The sequence below is a fragment of the Streptomonospora litoralis genome, from assembly GCF_004323735.1.
In the GTDB taxonomy this organism is placed as follows: Bacteria; Actinomycetota; Actinomycetes; order Streptosporangiales; family Streptosporangiaceae; genus Streptomonospora; species Streptomonospora litoralis.
Genome location: NZ_CP036455.1, coordinates 2533881 through 2550172 on the forward strand (window position 1 = coordinate 2533881; position 16292 = coordinate 2550172).

At 72.8% G+C, this 16292-nt stretch carries 12 protein-coding genes; 5 read left to right on the forward strand and 7 right to left on the reverse strand.

The genetic code is table 11. The features are described from left to right. Positions 1–50 precede the first annotated feature (50 nt). The 5 genes from yicI to EKD16_RS11000 form a co-directional block, all read right to left on the reverse strand. On the reverse strand, positions 51–2381 hold the full coding sequence (yicI, locus tag EKD16_RS10980) for an alpha-xylosidase (protein WP_131098297.1): 2331 nt from the start codon (positions 2379–2381) through the stop codon (positions 51–53). 168 nt (positions 2382–2549) lie between these two features. After that, positions 2550–3401 carry a carbohydrate ABC transporter permease gene (locus EKD16_RS10985; RefSeq protein WP_131098298.1) on the reverse strand — a complete coding sequence of 284 codons (852 nt, stop codon included), beginning with the start codon at positions 3399–3401 and terminating at the stop codon, positions 2550–2552. Continuing rightward, entirely contained in the window at positions 3398–4360 is a 963-nt protein-coding gene (locus EKD16_RS10990; protein WP_131098299.1) for a carbohydrate ABC transporter permease, read from the reverse strand. The genes EKD16_RS10985 and EKD16_RS10990 overlap by 4 nt, the downstream gene beginning before the upstream one ends. Further along, positions 4357–5601: a sugar ABC transporter substrate-binding protein gene (locus EKD16_RS10995; RefSeq protein ID WP_131098300.1), complete on the reverse strand. Its 1245-nt coding sequence runs from the start codon at positions 5599–5601 to the stop codon at positions 4357–4359. Before EKD16_RS10995 ends, EKD16_RS10990 begins: the two co-directional genes overlap by 4 nt. 119 nt (positions 5602–5720) lie before the next feature. Further along, positions 5721–6752, reverse strand: coding sequence for a LacI family DNA-binding transcriptional regulator (locus tag EKD16_RS11000; RefSeq protein WP_131098301.1), 1032 nt, complete (start codon positions 6750–6752; stop codon positions 5721–5723). Between the two features lie 746 nt (positions 6753–7498). Here EKD16_RS11000 and EKD16_RS11010 point away from each other — a divergent pair. After that, positions 7499–9994 (forward strand): PEP/pyruvate-binding domain-containing protein, encoded by a 2496-nt coding sequence (locus tag EKD16_RS11010; protein WP_131098302.1) that lies wholly within the window; start codon positions 7499–7501, stop codon positions 9992–9994. Positions 9995–10144: 150 nt separating this feature from the next. After that, on the forward strand, positions 10145–10801 hold the full coding sequence (locus EKD16_RS11015) for a Rossmann-fold NAD(P)-binding domain-containing protein (protein ID WP_131098303.1): 657 nt from the start codon (positions 10145–10147) through the stop codon (positions 10799–10801). A gap of 144 nt (positions 10802–10945) precedes the next feature. On the opposite strand, the gene EKD16_RS11020 is transcribed toward EKD16_RS11015, so the two are convergent. Further along, positions 10946–11902, reverse strand: coding sequence for a MurR/RpiR family transcriptional regulator (locus EKD16_RS11020; protein ID WP_131098304.1), 957 nt, complete (start codon positions 11900–11902; stop codon positions 10946–10948). 69 nt (positions 11903–11971) lie between these two features. Here EKD16_RS11020 and EKD16_RS11025 point away from each other — a divergent pair, with 69 nt between their 5' ends. Together EKD16_RS11025 and EKD16_RS11030 are read left to right on the forward strand one after the other, a co-directional pair. Further along, positions 11972–13108 carry an NAD(P)/FAD-dependent oxidoreductase gene (locus EKD16_RS11025; protein WP_242677337.1) on the forward strand — a complete coding sequence of 379 codons (1137 nt, stop codon included), beginning with the start codon at positions 11972–11974 and terminating at the stop codon, positions 13106–13108. A 121-nt stretch (positions 13109–13229) separates the two neighbouring features. Continuing rightward, positions 13230–14603 carry a sodium/glutamate symporter gene (locus EKD16_RS11030; protein ID WP_131098305.1) on the forward strand — a complete coding sequence of 458 codons (1374 nt, stop codon included), beginning with the start codon at positions 13230–13232 and terminating at the stop codon, positions 14601–14603. A gap of 129 nt (positions 14604–14732) precedes the next feature. Here EKD16_RS11030 and EKD16_RS11035 read toward each other — a convergent pair whose 3' ends face one another. After that, the gene (locus tag EKD16_RS11035; protein ID WP_131098306.1) at positions 14733–15575 is read right to left on the reverse strand and encodes an alpha/beta fold hydrolase; all 843 of its coding nucleotides are present in this window, start codon (positions 15573–15575) and stop codon (positions 14733–14735) included. Positions 15576–15666: 91 nt separating this feature from the next. Between EKD16_RS11035 and EKD16_RS11040 the strand changes: the two genes are divergently transcribed. Next, positions 15667–16245, forward strand: a complete 579-nt coding sequence (locus EKD16_RS11040) for a TetR/AcrR family transcriptional regulator (protein ID WP_131098307.1) — start codon at positions 15667–15669, stop codon at positions 16243–16245. Positions 16246–16292: the final 47 nt, after the last annotated feature.

Here is a 16292-nt window from a genome sequence, read left to right on the forward strand (position 1 = left end):
GTGCACCGCGCGTTGCCGCGGTCGCCAGGAAGGGCGGCGGCGCGGGCCGCTCAGCCCAGCGAGATCCGCATCCGCGGCGTTCCCGCCTGCGCCGTGGCCAGGACGCCCTCCTCGGTGACCTCCGTCGCGGCCGCGCCCTCGGCCGAGGCGGCGCCGCGGGCGCCCGCGACGAGCACGTGCCATGCGGGCGCCGCGCCGTCGGCCTCCACGACGACCTCGCCTTCGGCGGCGCGGGTGGTGAACACCGCCGCCGCGGACCCGTCCGCCGCCGGGACCACCGTGCGGACCGGCCCGTGGGCGCCGGACGCCGGATGGACCCGCAGTGTCACCCCCGCGGCGTAGTCGTAGTCGGGCCGGTCCTCCACCGCGCCGACGGGCAGCACCGCGCCCGGGCGCACCAGCAGCGGCAGGGAGTCGAAGCCGTGCACTTCGCGCCGCCAGGCGGGCCCCCGCACCGCCTCGCCGGTGAGCAGGTGCCGCCAATCGCCCTCGGGGACGTAGTACTCCACCTCGCCGTGCTCGCTGAACACCGGAGCCACCAGCAGGTCGCCGCCCAGCATGTACTGCGTGTCCAGGTGGTGGCAGGTCGGGTCGTCGGGGAACTCCAGCAGCATCGGCCGCATGACGGGCACGCCCTCTTCGTGGGCCTGCACCGCCGCGCCGTAGAGGTAGGGCATGAGCCGGCACTTCAACCGGGTGAACCTGCGGGCGATCTCGCCCGCCTCCTCGTCGAAGGCCCACGGCACCCGGTAGGAGCGGCTGCCGTGCAGCCGGCTGTGCGAGGACAGCAGCCCGAACGCCAGCCACCGCTTGAACAGGCCGGGATCGGGTGTGCCCTCGAAGCCGCCGATGTCGTGGCTCCAGAAGCCGAAACCGGACAGCCCCAGCGACAGCCCGCCGCGCAGGTTCTCGGCCATGGCCTCGTAGGTCGAGGCGCAGTCGCCGCCCCAGTGCACCGGGAACCGCTGGCCGCCGGCCGTGGCCGAACGGGCGAACACCACCGCCTCGTTCTCCCCGCGCTCCTCGCGCAGCAGGTCGAAGACCGTGCCGTTGTACAGGTGCGTGTAGTAGTTGTGCATCGCCTGCGGGTCCGAGCCGTCGGCCCAGACCACGTCGGTGGGGATGCGCTCGCCGAAGTCGGTCTTGAAGCAGTCCACGCCCATGTCCAGCAGCGCGCGCAGCTTGCCCGCGAACCACTCGCGCGCCGCCGGACTGGTGAAGTCCACCAGCGCCATGCCCGCCTGCCACATGTCCCACTGCCACACGCTGCCGTCGGGTTTGCGCACCAGGTGCCCCAGCCGCGCGCCCTCCTCGAACAGCGCAGAACGCTGGGCGATGTAGGGGTTGATCCACACGCACACCCGCAGCCCGCGCTCTTTCAGGCGGGCCAGCATGCCTTCGGGGTCGGGGAACATCTCCGGGTCCCACTGCAGGTCGCACCAGTGGAACTCGCGCATCCAGAAGCAGTCGAAGTGGAAGACGCTGAGCGGGATGCCGCGCTCGGCCATGCCGTCGACGAACCCGGTCACCGTCTGCTCGTCGTAGGACGTGGTGAACGAGGTCGACAGCCACAGGCCGAACGACCACGGCGGCACAAGCGCCGGGCGGCCCGTCAGCGCGGTGTAGCGGGCCAGGATCTCCTTGGGGGAGTCGCCCTGGATCACGTAGTAGCGCAGCGCCTGGTCGTCGACGCTGAACTGGACCCGCCCCACCGACTCCGATCCGACCTCGAAGGACACCGGACCCGCGTGGTCGACGAAGACGCCGTAGCCCCGGTTGGTCAGGTAGAACGGAACGTTCTTGTACGCCTGCTCGCTGCTGGTGCCGCCGTCGGCCTGCCAGATGTCCACGGGCTGGCCGTTGCGGACGAAGTGGGTGAACCGCTCGCCCAGCCCGTACACCAGCTCGCGCACCCCCAGCGACAGCTGCGCCACCATGTGGTGGCCGCCGTCGGCGGTCTCGGCGAAACCGGTGCCGCGCTCGCCCGCCGAGGTGAGCGTGCGGCCGTGCGCGCGGAAATCCATCCGCCACGGCCCCTCGGTGTCCACCCGCAGCGACAGCTCGCCCGAGGCCAGCTCCACCGCAGAGCCGTCCCGCCGCGTCTTCGGCGCCGCGGCCGGATCGCCGCGCACGTCGAACGCGGGCGCCGGGCGCACCGACCCGGCCAGGTGCGTCGTCTGCACCCCGATCACCCCCGGCGCCGGCGACCAGGCGTCCACGGTCAGCAGGGGGGTGTTGAGGGTGTCCCCGCGGTGGGCGATGGGCCGCACGGGTGCGTAGAGCGTGATGCGGTCGTCCTGGACACAGACGTCGCGGGCCTCGCGGGCGTAGTTGGCGCGCACGCCCTCGCGCGTCTGCCAGAACCCGTCGGTGAACTTCATGTGCCGCCTTCGTGTGGTCTTGGATGGCCGGGCGGTGCCGGGGGCGGCGGGCCGATCGGCGGCCCGCCGCCCCCTACCGCCCCCGTCGGATACGCGGCCGCCGCCGGCGGCCGCAGAGGGCAGGGGCGCGCGGCGGAGGGCCGCGCGGCCCGGGGCGCCGACGGCGGCTCATTTGATCGAGCCGCCGGAGATCCCCGCCGCCACATAGCGCTGGGCGACCACCAGCAGGATCGCGGCGGGCACCGAGGACAGCGTCGCGACCGCCATCACCGCGCCCCAGTCGCCGACGTGGGCGCCCAGGTACTCGTAGATGCCCAGCGTCACCGGCTTGACGGCGTCGGTGGTGTTGAGCGTCAGCGCGAACAGGAAGTCGCTCCAGGCGAAGAGGAAGGTGAACAGGCCGCCGGTGATGAGGGCGTTGCGGCTCATCGGCAGCGCGATGCTCAGCAGCACCCGGAACCGGTTCGCGCCGTCGACCATCCCGGCCTCCAGCACCTCCTCGGGGATCGACACCATGAACGCCCGCAGCAGGATGACGGTGAACGGCAGCCCGAGCGACGCGTCCGCCAGGATCAGGCCGAGGTAGGAGTTGACCAGGTTCAACTCGACATAGGCGTTGTAGAGGGCGTTGGCCACCACGATGCCCGGCACCATCTGGGTGATCAGCGTGCCGAAGACGACGGTGCGCGCGCCGCGCAGCCGGAACCGGGCCAGAGCGTAGGCGGCCGGCGCGGCCAGGGCCAGGCACACCGCCACCGCGCCCAGCGCCACCAGGATGCTGGTGAGCAGGTTGTCGGCCTGGGAGTTCCACGCGCTGCGGAAGTTGCTCAGGTCCAGGGTCTGCGGCAGCCACCGGATCTCGGCCAGGGCCGCGCTCGGCTGCAGCGCCGTGTTGACCATCCAGTACAGCGGGAACAGCAGGACGGCCAGCACGAGGACCCCGAAGACCAGGCTCGCGTAGTCCAGCCGCTTCGCGCGCGTCAGCCGCACGCCGGTCGTGGTGGTGTGCGTGCTGCTCATCGTGCCATCCCTTCGCGGTTGGCCCGCAGGTAGATCACCGCGAAGACCATGCTGACGAGGATCAGGACGTTGCCGACCACGGCTCCCTGGCCGAAGTCGAGTTGCAGGAACGACAGCTGGTAGGTGTGCGTGCCCAGCGTCTCGGTCGCGTTGGCCGGGCCGCCGTTGGTCAGCGCCAGGATCAAATCCAGGATCTTCACCGTGGACATGAAGCCCAGCACCAGCACCACGGTGACCACCGGTTTGAGCATCGGCAGCGTCACGCCGAAGAACCGGCGGAAGAAGCCCGCGCCGTCCAGCACCGCGGCTTCGCGGATCTCCCTGGGAATCTCCTGCAGCCCGCCGTAGAGGATCACCATGTTGAACGGGATCCCGATCCAGATGTTGACCAGGATCACCGACAGCAGCGCGAAGTCGGGGCTGCTCAGCCACGGGATCGCGCCCGAGGTGAGGTTGAGGCCCTGCAGCGCCTCGTTGAGCACCCCGGTCTCCTGGTCCAGCACCCGGCGCCAGACCGTGCCGGCCACCACCATCGGGATGAGCCACGGCAGCAGCAGGAGCGAGCGCATGACGCCCGACAGCGGGAAGCGCCGCGAGAAGAACAGCGCCAGCGCCATGCCGATGACGAACTGGCCGGCCAGCGAGCCCGCCGTGAACACCAGGGTGTGCCACAGCGACGCCGCGAACAGTTCGTCGGTCAGCACCGCCCGCCAGTTGTCCAGCCCGGTGAAGGGGGCCTCGCCGGTGAAGTAGGTGGCCGGTGTGTACTGCTGGAAGCTCATCACGACGTTGCGCACCAGCGGGTAGCTGAAGAAGACCAGCATGTAGGCGATCGCCGGGGCGATGAACAGCCACTGGGAGACGGCGCGCCGGCGGCGCGCGGCGGCGCCGGGATCGGCGGCGGTGCCGGGGGAGCGCTCCCGCACGGCCGGGCTCGGGGTGGGGGTGGTCGTCGTCATCGCCGGCTCCTCAGCTCCTCCTCCACCTGGGACTGCGCCCGGGTGAGGGCCTGCTCGGGGGTCGCCTCGCCGGTCAGCGCGGCCTGCAGCGCGGTCCCGATGGCCTGCGAGTAGACGTTCCAGTCGGTGCCCACGTGCTCGGTGCGGCTGCGGGCGGTCTGCACCTGATCGGCGAAGGGCGCGAGCTCGGGCACCTGCTCGCGGTACTCCTCGGCGGCCTGCGGGTCCACCGGCACGTTGCTGCCCTTGAGCGACCAGTCGAGCTGGGCCTCGGGGGAGGTCATGCACGCGACGATCGCGCCCGCGGTGTCCTCGCGCTCGGGGTGCTCCTCGTTGACCGGCACCGTGAACGTCGTCCCGCCGATCGGAGCCACGGGGGTGTCGCCCGCCTCGGGGACCGGGACCTCCACCACTCCCCAGTCGATCTCGGGGTGCTCCTCCAGCACCGGCTTCTGCCAGGGGCCGTTGACCATCATGGCCGCGTTGCCCGCGATGAACTGGTCGTTGACGTCGGCCTGCGTCCAGTTCACCGCCGACCGCGACGCCGAACCGTCCTCGATCAGCGAGGTCACGAACTCCAGCGCCTCCACCGCCTCGGGAGCGGCCAGCCGGCGCTCGTCGCCGCCGTTGGACCACAGCCACGGCAGGAACTGGTAGACGCCGTCGGCGGTGGACAGCGCGCTGATCGCCAGGCCGTAGCGTTCGCCCTCGGTCAGCTCGGCCGCCGTTTCGCTCAGCTCGGCCCAGGTCTGCGGCGGTTCGACGCCCTCCTCGGCGAGGATGTCCTTGTTGTACATCAGGCCCAGCGAGTTCACCGAGCGGGCCGCGCCGTAGTAGGTGCCGTCGTAGCCGCCGAACGAGCGGGCGCCCTCGGACAGGTTCTCGGTGGGCACGCCCACCTCGGCCAGCGGCACCAGGCCACCCGCCTCGGCGAACTGGGGCATGTCCGAGCCGTCGAGCACCAGCACGTCGGGCAGCGAGTGCGACGAGGCCATGCGCAGCGCCTTGGGCACGAGCTGGTCCGCGGGCACGCTGATCTGGCGCACGGTCACGCCGACTTCTTCGCCGCAGCGGTCCATCGCCTCCTGGTCCCAGGAGTGGTACGGCTCGTCGGTGCTGGAGTTCATCACCGTGAACACGTCCGGCTCGGGCTCGGCGGCGCAGCCGGCGCCGAGCAGCGCCAGCACCGCGGCCGCGGCGGTCGGCGCGCCGCGCGGCGGCCGCCGGAAGCGGTATCTCATGGAAGTCCTCCGACATCGGGGGGCGGGATCATGGGGTGTCCCGTATCGAACAGGGGATCGGCGGGAAGCGGCCCGCTCCGCTGCGGCTGTCCGGACCGCCGCGGGGCGGGCCGCGCGGATCACGGGGCGGGGGCGACGGTGGCCCCGCGGATGAGATGCGGTGCGATCAGCGTGTGCGGGGTGGCGCCGCCCGCGGGGGTGCCGGGGGCGGCGGCCTCCACCGCGTCCGCGGCCAGCCGGGTCACGGCGGCCGACATCCGTGCGACGGGCAGCTCGACGCGGGTGACGTCGAGACCGCCGAGGTCCTCGGGGAAGCTGCCCACGGCCACCAGGGACACGTCGCGGGGCACCTCGATCCCGCGTGCGGCCAGGTGGCGCAGGATTCCGGGGATCGCCGCCGGGTGCTGCACGGCGAACGCGGTGGGCGCCTCCGCGGAGTCGAGCCGGGCGTCCAGCCGGCCGAACAGCTCCGCGGGGTCACCGGTGGAGTGGCAGACGTCGACGCTCGTGCCGAGCCCGGCGGCGGCCCGCTCGGCGCCGCGGATGCCGCGCACCGAGTAGCTGCGCCGGGCACGCACGTCCTCCTCGACCGTGGCCAGGTAGCACACCCTCTTGTGGCCCGCTTCGTGCAGGGCGCGCACCGCGACCAGCGCCGCCTCGTCCCAGTCCAGGTCGGTCCAGGGCGCGGCGGACTCGTCGGCGGGACGGCCGATGAGGGCGACGGGGAAGTCCAGCGCCCGCATGGCGTCGATGCGCGGGTCCTCCATCTGCACGCCCATGATCACCGCGGCATCGGCGAACCGGCTGCGCGCAGCCCGCTCCAGCCCGGCGTCGGGGTCCTCCTCGCCGGGCGGGGTCACCAGCAGCACCAGGTAGCCGAGCTGTCCGGCCGCCTCGCTCAGGCCGTACATGAAGCGCCCGCCCACCGGCAGATAGCCGCGCGCCGGCAGCGGAAGCGCGAGCGCGAGCACCCCGGTGCGCGTGCTGCGCAGCGAGCGGGCCCCGGCGTTGGGGTGGTAGCCGAGCTCGTCCACGGCCGCCTGCACAGCGGCGCGCGTCGCATCCGAGATCTTCCTGGACCCGCTCAGGACGTAGGAGACCGTACTCGGTGCCACACCGGCCGCCTGGGCGACGTCCTTGATGGTGACCATGGGGTTCGCGCCTCCTCGCCGGATCGTCGAATCGATTCGATGATCAAGCGGACTATTCCGTCGAATCGATTCACGGACGCAAGCATGCTAGGCGTCACCGACCTCTGTGGCAAGCGGCACATCCCCCGAGCGCCGCCGGCGGGCCTGCCGCGCAGGCCGGGCGCGCGGCGATTGGGCCCGTAAGACCCGACATAAAGGACACCCGGGCGCCCGATCATCACCGAGACTGTCCCTGGGACCGGTTTCGGCGCCGAAACCGTCTCTGGAGCCGTTCTCGGCGCGCCGCCGGGCGCCCAGCCGTCGGGCACCCTGCCCGATACGCGCGGGCCCGGCCATCCGGCGCCGTGGCTGCCGCTTTTCCTCCAGACCACCCGCCGCCCGGCAGGCTACAAGGCCGCCCAGCGGCCCGAGCCGCCTTGTCTGCCCACTGGTGCGCCTGGCCCGCCTGCCGCCACCAGCGACGCACTTAACGAAGTACTACCAGGATGGAGGCTCGAGAATCCGCCCAAGTACTTCACCGTCTACTGTCCGTGCGGTGACCACATGACCCAGCTTCACCTCACCCCTTCCAACCCGCGGCGGGTGTCGGCAACGTTAACGCCTTCCTGACGCTTCGGCCTGCGTTCGGCTCTGGCCCGCCGTGCCGCCGAGCGGCACGATGGGCTCGGGAACGCCGTTGCACGGCCGGTCGTGCTCCGCCCGTGCACGGTGCAGCGCTCACCCCGACGCCGCGAGGAGGATGCCTCATGAACGTGGTCGCCCTGGACGAGATCGCGGCGGGGACGCACGGGGTCGTCGGCGGCAAGGCCGCCGGGCTCGGGGCCATGGCGGCGGCGGGGGAGCGGGTGCCGCCCGGCTTCTGCCTGACCACCGCCGCCTACGAGGCGGGCCGGATTCCCGAGGACGACCTGCTCGCCGCCTACCGCGACCTCGGCGGCGGGCCGGTCGCCGTGCGCTCCAGCGCCACCTCCGAGGACCTGCCCGAGGCCAGCTTCGCCGGGCAGCAGGAGACCTGTCTGAACATCCGCGGCGAGCGCGAACTGCTCGACGCGGTGCGCCGGTGCTGGGACTCGCTGAACACCGACCGCGCCCGCGCCTACCGCGAGGCGAACCTGCCCGAAGGCGCCGACGCGCGCATGGCCGTCGTCGTGCAGCGCATGGTCGACGCCGAGGCCGCCGGCGTCCTGTTCACCGCCGACCCCACCACCGGCAGCCGCTCGGCCATGGTCGTCGACGCCGCCTCCGGGCCGGGCACCGCGGTCGTCGAGGGCAGCGTCGTCCCCGACCACTACGTGCTGCGCTCCGAAAAGGCGCCCGAGGGTCCCGAGGGAGGCTGTCTGGGCCGTGCGCGACTCGCCGAGCTGTACGCCGCCGGCGAGCGCCTCCAAAGCCTGTTCTCGGCCCCCCAGGACGTCGAGTGGGCCTACGACCGCGACGGCGTCCTGTGGCTCCTGCAGTCGCGCGCCATCACCGCGCTCTTCCCCCTGCCGCCGGACACCGGGCGTGCGAAACCCCGGTTCTTCCTGGAGATCGGCAACATGCAGGGGATGCTCCGCCCGCTCACCCCGATGGGCGCGGCGACGATGGAGGCCGCTTGGCAGCACATCCGGGCGGTGGGCGGGCTCCACGGGGAGGACGTCGGGGAGTTCTTCGACATGGTCACCGTCGGCGGGCGGCTCTACACCGACATCACCGGTGTGCTGCGCACTCCGTGGATCCGTCCCGGCCTCGTCGAGGGGCTGGAGATCTACGGGCCGCGCGTGCAGGCGGCCGTGCGCGAGGTCCTGAAGGACGCCCGCTTCGCGGTCCCCTCCGCCACACCGTTCCCGGTCGCGCCGGTGGTGCTGATGGCGCTGCGCTTCGCTCCCACGGCGGTCGGCGGACTCCTCGGCGCGCTCGCCCGGCCCGAGGCGGCGCGCGCCCGCGCGTGGGAGGGTGTCGAGGACTTCCGCCGGCACCGGGGGCCCGACGAGTCCGCCTCCGCGTCGCAGCGGCTGCGCACCGTCTTCGACACCGGCTTCGCGCCGATGTTCGGCGCACCCATGGGCAAGGTGATCATGCCGACGATGGCCGGTGTGGTCCTGCCCCAGCTGCTGCCCGCGCTGCTGAAAGGCATCGCCTCCGAGGAGGAGGCCGCGGCGGTGCTCACCGGTATGCCGCACAACGTCACCACGGAGATGGACCTGGAGCTGTGGCGGATCGCCGCCGGCGCCGCCGAGCACCGCGACCTGCTGACGGATACCGACCCCGCCGAGCTGGCCGCCCGGTACCGGGCGGGAACGCTGCCCGACATCGGCCTGGACGGATTCCTGCGCCGCTACGGCCACCGCGCCCCCGGCGAGATCGACGTCGGCGTGCCGCGCTGGGACGACGACCCGGCCCCGCTGTTCGCCACCATCGCCAACTACCTGCGCCTGCGGGACGCCGAAGAGGCGCCGCCCCGGCGTTTCGAGCGCGCCGCCGCCAACGCGGAGGCGACCGTCGCGGAGCTGTCGCGCCGGGCGCGGCGCGTGCGGCCGGTGCGCGGGCGCGTGGCGTCGTTCGTCATGCACCGCGCGCGGGAGCTGGCCGGTATGCGGGAGATGGCGAAGTTCGCGTGGCTGATCCCCTTGGCGGAGATGCGCCGCCAGCTGCTCCTCGCCGGTGCCGAACTCGCCGAGCAGCGCCTGCTGGAGGCCCCCGAGGACATCATGTTCCTCGACCTGGACGAGGCCCGCGCCGCCGCCGACCACGGAATGGACCAGCGGGAACTCGTCGCCGAGCGCAAGGCGCACTACACGCGCGAGCTGCGCCGCAGGCACGTGCCCGTCGCCCTGCTGTCCGACGGCACCGACGCCGAGGCCCTGGCCCCGCCGCCGCCCGCCGTCGAGGGAACGCTCACCGGCGCACCCGCCGCGGCGGGCCGGGCGACCGGCCGCGCCAGGGTCGTCGTCGACCCCGTAGGCGCCCGCATCGAACCCGGGGAGATCCTGGTGGCCCCCACCACCGACCCGGGCTGGACCCCGCTGTTCATGACGGCGGCCGGCCTGGTCACCGAGACCGGTTCGGTGGTGGCCCACGGCCCCACCGTCGCCCGCGAGTACGGCATCCCCGCCGTGATCTGCCTCCCCGGCGCCACGCAGCGCATCTCCACCGGCGACGTGATCACCGTCGACGGAGGTACGGGCCGCGTGGTCGTCGAGCCGGAGGAGTCGTCCGGCACCCCGGACGCCGACGCCCGCTCCCAGACCGGCTCCGGTTGATCCGGTGGTTCCAGTAAAACTCCGTTCGAGTTCCCGGTTCCGCGCGCCGATCCCCGCGGCCCGCCGCCGTCCGCGGCGGGGCCGTCTCCCGGGAGCGGGCGGGACGCCACGTAGGACCGCCGTTTCGGGCGAGCAGCAGGACGGAGGAAAATGCACGCAACCGCTTTACGCGAGGTCCTCGTCGTCGGGGGCACCGGCATGCTGCGGCCCGCCGTACACGAGTTGCTGGGCAGCGGTGCCCGGGTCGTCTGCGTGGCGCGTCGGCCTGAGCGGGCGGCCGCCGGCGCGCCTGACGCGGGGGAACTGGTGCAGGTGGCGGCGGATTGGGAGCAGCCGCGAAGCCTGGGGGAGGCGGTGGCCCGCGCTGCACGCACAGGGCGGTTCACCGAAGCGCTGCTGTGGGTGCACACTCCCTATGACGAGGCTGTACACCGCGAGCTGGACCCCGTGCTCAGCGGAAATGCGGCCGTGGTTCAGCTGTGGGGCAGCGCCGGGGCGGATCCGCGCCGCAGCCGGCCCGATCCGCCCCGCTACGCCCCGCCGCGCAGTTACCGCAGCGTGGTGCTCGGTTTCGCCGACGCAGCGCGGGGCACCCGATGGCTGACCGACCGCGAGATCTCCGACGCCGCACTGCGCGCCTTGGGCGACAGCACCCCCGAGCAGACGGCGGGCCGCGTCGAGCCGTGGTCGGACCGCCCGTGCGTCTGGTTGGCGCCGTCTTCGATCACCCGCCGACCACGCCCCTTCCCGGATGTTGCCGGCGCCCTTTGCGTACGGCGACGGCCCCGGCCGATACGGGGCCGCTGATGCCGTGACCGGCGGCCCCGGTATGCGGCCCCTCCCACGACCCGCATGCCCGGACCACCGCATCCTGCGGCTGAGCTTGCGCCCGGGTCGTCCGGGTGCCGGCAGCCGAACGTCGCGGTGGCCCATGAGGCCCGTCAGGACGGCTCAGCCCGGACCGCCCTCCTCGCGCGTGCGGGGCGCGTCGCCGTTTTCGTCGGGATCGGGCGGCACGGCGCCCGGGTCGACGTCGGTGTCCATGGCGCCGCCCGTGATCGCTTCGCGCAGGCGGTTCAGGCGCTGGCGGGCGGCGACCGAGCCCGAGCGGTCGCGCGCGGCCAGTTCCATCGCCAGGGCGTGGGCGACCACCTGTTGGGCGAGGTTCTCGTCGGCGGCCCCCGTCGTGGACGGGGGAGTGGTCAGCACGGCGCGCACCCGTTCGCGCAGTTGCTCCCCAAGGGCCTCGGTGATCGCCACCACCGGAGCACCCGCCTCCTCGCAGTGCCCCAGCAGGGCCTCGATCTCGCGGAACATCCGCAGCGGAGCCACGACCACGACCACGTCGTCGCCGCCGATCCCCAGCAGGTCGTCGGCCAGGCGGAACCCCGAAGCCTCCAGCGCCAGGCTGCGCCGACCCAGCCGTCCCATTTCGATGGCCAGGTAGCGGGCCGTCGCCGAGGCCGGGCCGATGCCGTAGCACACCGTTCGCGGCGCTTGCGCGAGCAGATCGACCGCCACCGCGAACGCGCCGGCGTCGAGGACCTCGGGCAGCCGCCGCAGCAGGTCGGTGCTGTCGGCGATCACCCGGTCCAGCACCGGTGCGCCGCCCAGGCCCTCCAGTCGCTGGTCGAGCACCATGGCGGGGTCGCGGCGCGCGGTGAGCATCTCCAGTACCGCGCGCTTGAGTTCGCGCAGCCCGCTGTAGCCCAGCGAGCGCGCCGTGCGCACCACGGTCGCGTCGCTGGTTCCGGTCAGTGCGGCGAGCTGCTGGGCCGAGGCGGTCACAGCCTCGGACGGGCGGTTGAGGACGAAGTCGGTGACCGCGCGCTCTCGGGGGGAGAGCGAATCCAACCGCGCCGTGACCCGGGCGCGGAAGCCGCCGTCCTCGTTGGATGAAATTTTCATGTCACTATTGATCCAAACATGAAGTGAACACTACTCTCACTGTGAAGCGGATCTCCTGCAAGGGCTCAGATGATGAAACACCAGTTCGTGATTATCGGGGGCGGCGTCCACGGGTGCGCCGCCGCATGGATGCTCGCCGACTCCGGGGAGGACGTACTCCTCCTCGAAGCGGACGAGGTCGCCGCGGGCGCCTCCGGTGGCTTCGGTCGCCGCGGCGTCCGAGGAAACCGCCGCGACCTGCGCGAACTTCCGCTGATGCGAGCCTCCTACCGCCTGTGGCCCGCGCTGGCCGACCAGCTCGGGGCCGACACGTACTACGAGCGCACCGGCGGCCTCAACCTCATCGAACAGGAGACCACGGGCACCAAGGGGGGCCTGGTCGCCGCCGAGGCCCATGCGGCGGTACAGAGCCGCAACGGCGTGCCCACCGAAGTGCTCACCCGCGACCGCCTGCTCGAACTCGAACCCAATCTGGGCCACGCGGTGCGCGGTGCGCTGTACTGCCCCTTCGACGGCACCGCCGACCACGGCGCCACCACCGCGGCCTTCGCCGCCGCCGCCCGGGCGCGCGGCGCCGTCATCGAGGAGCACAGCCCTGTCACCGGTGTCGAGACCGCCGCGGGGAGAGTCACCGCCGTCACCACCGCCGGCGAGCGGCGCTACGAGGTCGGCCAGGCGCTGCTCGTCTTGGCCAACGCGGGGGCCGTTGACCTGCTGCGCGACCATTTCGGCGTCACGCTGCCCGTCTGGCGTATCCTCCCGCAGGCCCTGCGCGTCCGCGCCGGAGCCGAGCCGCCCATGCACCACCTCATCGGCCACGACCACCGGTCGCTCTCCCTCAAGCCGCTGCCGGACGGCGGCGTCATGGTCAGCGGCGGCTGGCGCGGACGATGGAACGCCGAGCTGGGGCGCGGGGAGGAGATCGACGCCAACGTCCGCGGCAATCTGCGGGCCGCCGCGGAGGTCTACGCCGACCTGGCGGACGCCGAACTGGACTTCGCGGATGCCAGGCGGCCCGAATCCTGCAGCGCCGACGAGATCCCCGTCATCGACCGCGTCCCGGGAACCGCCAACGCCCTGGTGGGCACCGGCTGGACCGGGCACGGCTTCGCCATCGCACCCGCGGTGGCCGAGGCCCTCGCCTTCTGGGCGCGCACGGGGGCGCGCCCGGAGAGCCTGTCCCCGTTCTCGGCGACGCGGTTCTGACCCGAACCGCGGCCTCGGGGACCGCACCCGCACACCCCCGAGGTCCGGCCGGACGACGCCTGCCCGCTCTCGCGGAAGGCCCCGCCCGACCCGCCCCACCTGATCACCCCCAAGGAGGGCCATGTTCCCCACAGACGAAGTCGCCGGCGACACGGTCACCACTCTGCTGTTCGCCTTCACCGTGCTGGGCCTGCTGGTCCTCGCCGGGGTGGTGCTGCGATTGCTGGTCAAACCGCTGCGCCGCTTCTTCATCCCCGCAGCACTGATCGGCGGCGTCCTCGGCGCCGCGCTCGGTCCCTACGGCGCAGGCGTGTTCCCCGAAGGCATGACCGCCACCTGGTCGGCTCTGCCGGGCATCCTGATCACGGTCGTCTTCGCGCCGATGCTCATCGGTGTGCGCATGCCCGATGTGCGGCAGAGCTACCAGCTGATCGCGCCGCAACTGCTGTTCGGCTACATCGGCGATTTCCTGCTGATGGGCGTGCCCATGCTGCTATGTGCGGCGCTGCTGATGCCCGTGTGGGGTGTCGACGCCATGTTCGGCACCATGGTCGAGATCGCGTGGCCCGGAGGCCACGGCACCGCCGGCGGAATGGCGCCGGTCTACACCGAACTGGGGTGGGCCGACGGCGGTGCGCTCGCGCTGGCCGCGGCGACCGTCGGGCTCGTCTTCGGGATCGTCGTCGGCATGGTGCTCATCAACATCGGGGCACGCCGGGGCGACGCGCCCAACGCCGCGGGGAGCCGGGACACCCCCGACCTGATCGGGCGCGAGGAGCGGCCCGGCCTGGGGCAGGTGACGCTCAACAAGGACCTCGTCGACGGCCTGGCCTTCCACGGAGCCCTGATCGCGGTAGCGGTGTTCATCGGCTGGCTGCTGCAGTCGGCGCTGGAGCCGCTGGTGCCCGGACTTCCGCTGTTCCCGCTGGCGATGATCGGCGGGGCCCTCGTGCAAGCCGTGGTCGGCCGTACGCGGCTCGGCGACGCGGTGGATACCGGGAGCCTGCGCGCGATCCAGGGCGCCGCGCTGGACCTGCTGGTCGTCTCGGCCGTGGCCTCGGTGTCGATTCCGGTCGTGCTGGACAACATCGTCCCGTTGAGCCTGCTGATGCTGGTGGCCGCCGCGGTCGCCGTCGGCTTCTTCTACTGGGCCGGCCCGCGGATGTTCCGCCGGTCCTGGTTCGAGCACGCCATCGTCAACTTCGGCACCCTGACGGCGGTCTCCTCGGTGGGCCTCATGCTGCTGCGCACCGCCGACCCGGAGCTCAAGACCGACGCCGCCCGCGCCTATGCGCTGCGGGCACCCTTCTTCAGCCCGCTGGTCGGGGGCGGACTCGTCACGGCTCTGCTGCCGGTGCTCGCCGTCAACTACGGCCCCTGGGCCGTGGGGATCGGCGCCTGCGCCGCGGCGGCGGTGCTGTGCCTGCTGGCCCGGCTGCTGGGCATCTGGCGGAGCCCCCGAAAGGCGCGCGAGGAGGCCGCCTCCCTCTCCTGACGTCCTCCTGACGTCGTCCGCCGTGCGTGTGCGCGCCGGTCCGGGGCCCGCGGGGCCGGGGACCGGCGCGCGCCGCAAGGGCGGGCCGCAGGTCCCGGCCCCGGGCGCCTTGAGCCCGCGCTGGAGCCGCTATTTCGTGACGAACGGGACCAGCGCCGCGTTGACCTGGGAAGCGTGGGTCCACAGCAGGCCGTGCGGGGCGCCCTCGATCTCGACGTACTCGGCTTCGGGCAGCGCCTCGTGGAATGGGCGCCCCGTGGCGTCGATCGGCAGGATCTGGTCGGCGGTGCCGTGCAGGATCAGGACCGGCTTGCCGGCCGCCCGCACGGCCTCGACGTCGCCGCGGAAGTCCTCGATCCAGGACGACACCACCGCGTAGGCGGCCACCGGCGCGCTCGCCACGGCGGTGTTCCAGCCGGCGTCGACGACCTCCTGGCTGATCCGGCTGCCCAGGGTGTCGTCGAGGTTGTAGAAATTGCCGAAGAACTGCGTGAACCAGGCGTACCGGTCGGCCCGCGCCGCGTGCTCGATCTCCTCGAAGACGCTGCGCGGCACACCGGTCGGGTTGTCGTCGGTGCGCACCAGGAAGGGTTCCAGCGAGGCCAGAAAGGCCAGCTTGGCGACACGCCCGGCGCCGTAGCGGGCCACGTAGCGGGCCAGTTCCCCCGTGCCCATGGAGAATCCGACCAGGACCACGTCCCTCAGGTCGAGGGTCTCCAGGAAGGTGTTCAGGTCGGCGGCGAAGGTGTCGTAGTCGTAGCCGGTGCCGACCTTGCTGGAGCGGCCGAAGCCGCGGCGGTCGTAGGTGATGACGCGGTAGCCGGCCGCGATCAGCTCCCGGCTCTGCAGCTCCCAGGACGACCCGTCGAGCGGGTAGCCGTGGATGAGTACGACCGGCTGCCCGGCGCCGTGGTCCTCGTAGTAGAGCTCGACGTCGCCGGAGTTCTCCTTGCCGACGGTGATGAAAGGCATCGCTGACTCCCCCTGCGATCAGTGGAGAACGATCGTTCTCCGATATACCGGCTAGAGTAGAGAACGAACGTTCTCAAGGCAAGGGCGACACATGAGGGATGAGGAACAGATTCGCCGGCGCGTGCTGGAGGCGGCCGACCGCCTGTTCTACGCGTACGGCATCCAGGCGGTGGGGATGGACGCCGTCCGAGCCGAAGCGCAGGTGTCGCTGAAGCGGCTCTACTCGGCGTTCGGATCGAAGGACGCGCTGGTGGCGGCCTTTCTGCGGGACCGGTCCCGGCAGTGGGACGCGGGCCTCGCCGCGGCCGCCGAGCAGGCCGGCGACGACCCGCGCGAGCGCCTGCTGGCCGTCTACGACTTCCTCGGCACCTGGTTCGAGCAGGACGGGTTCCGCGGGTGCGCCTTCATCAACTCCTTCGGCGAGCTCGGCGGCGTCTCCGCGGAGATCGCCGAGGCCGTGCGCGAGCAGAAGGCGTCGTTCCAGGACTACGTCGCCCGCCTGGCGGCCGAGGCCGGGGCGCCGCCGTCCCTGGCCCCGCAGCTGGCGATCCTGGCCGAGGGCGCCCAGAGCACCGCCGCCATCTCCGGCGACGGCGCCGCGGCGGCCGACGCCCGCGCCGCGGCCGAATCCCTCATCGACGCGGCGCTGGCCCCCGCGGGCGCCCGGTAGCCGGGCAAGCGGTTGCGCCGAGCGGAGGCCGCGCCGCCCAGCTGCCG

Excerpts from the sequence above, each read along its gene's own strand:
- yicI (WP_131098297.1), bottom strand. The coding sequence starts at position 2,381 with ATGAAGTTCACCGACGGGTTCTGGCAGACGCGCGAGGGCGTGCGCGCC.
- EKD16_RS10985 (WP_131098298.1), bottom strand. The coding sequence starts at position 3,401 with ATGAGCAGCACGCACACCACCACGACCGGCGTGCGGCTGACGCGCGCG.
- EKD16_RS10990 (WP_131098299.1), bottom strand. The coding sequence starts at position 4,360 with ATGACGACGACCACCCCCACCCCGAGCCCGGCCGTGCGGGAGCGCTCC.
- EKD16_RS10995 (WP_131098300.1), bottom strand. The coding sequence starts at position 5,601 with ATGAGATACCGCTTCCGGCGGCCGCCGCGCGGCGCGCCGACCGCCGCG.
- EKD16_RS11000 (WP_131098301.1), bottom strand. The coding sequence starts at position 6,752 with ATGGTCACCATCAAGGACGTCGCCCAGGCGGCCGGTGTGGCACCGAGT.
- EKD16_RS11010 (WP_131098302.1), top strand. The coding sequence starts at position 7,499 with ATGAACGTGGTCGCCCTGGACGAGATCGCGGCGGGGACGCACGGGGTC.
- EKD16_RS11015 (WP_131098303.1), top strand. The coding sequence starts at position 10,145 with ATGCACGCAACCGCTTTACGCGAGGTCCTCGTCGTCGGGGGCACCGGC.
- EKD16_RS11020 (WP_131098304.1), bottom strand. The coding sequence starts at position 11,902 with ATGAAAATTTCATCCAACGAGGACGGCGGCTTCCGCGCCCGGGTCACG.
- EKD16_RS11025 (WP_242677337.1), top strand. The coding sequence starts at position 11,972 with ATGATGAAACACCAGTTCGTGATTATCGGGGGCGGCGTCCACGGGTGC.
- EKD16_RS11030 (WP_131098305.1), top strand. The coding sequence starts at position 13,230 with ATGTTCCCCACAGACGAAGTCGCCGGCGACACGGTCACCACTCTGCTG.
- EKD16_RS11035 (WP_131098306.1), bottom strand. The coding sequence starts at position 15,575 with ATGCCTTTCATCACCGTCGGCAAGGAGAACTCCGGCGACGTCGAGCTC.
- EKD16_RS11040 (WP_131098307.1), top strand. The coding sequence starts at position 15,667 with ATGAGGGATGAGGAACAGATTCGCCGGCGCGTGCTGGAGGCGGCCGAC.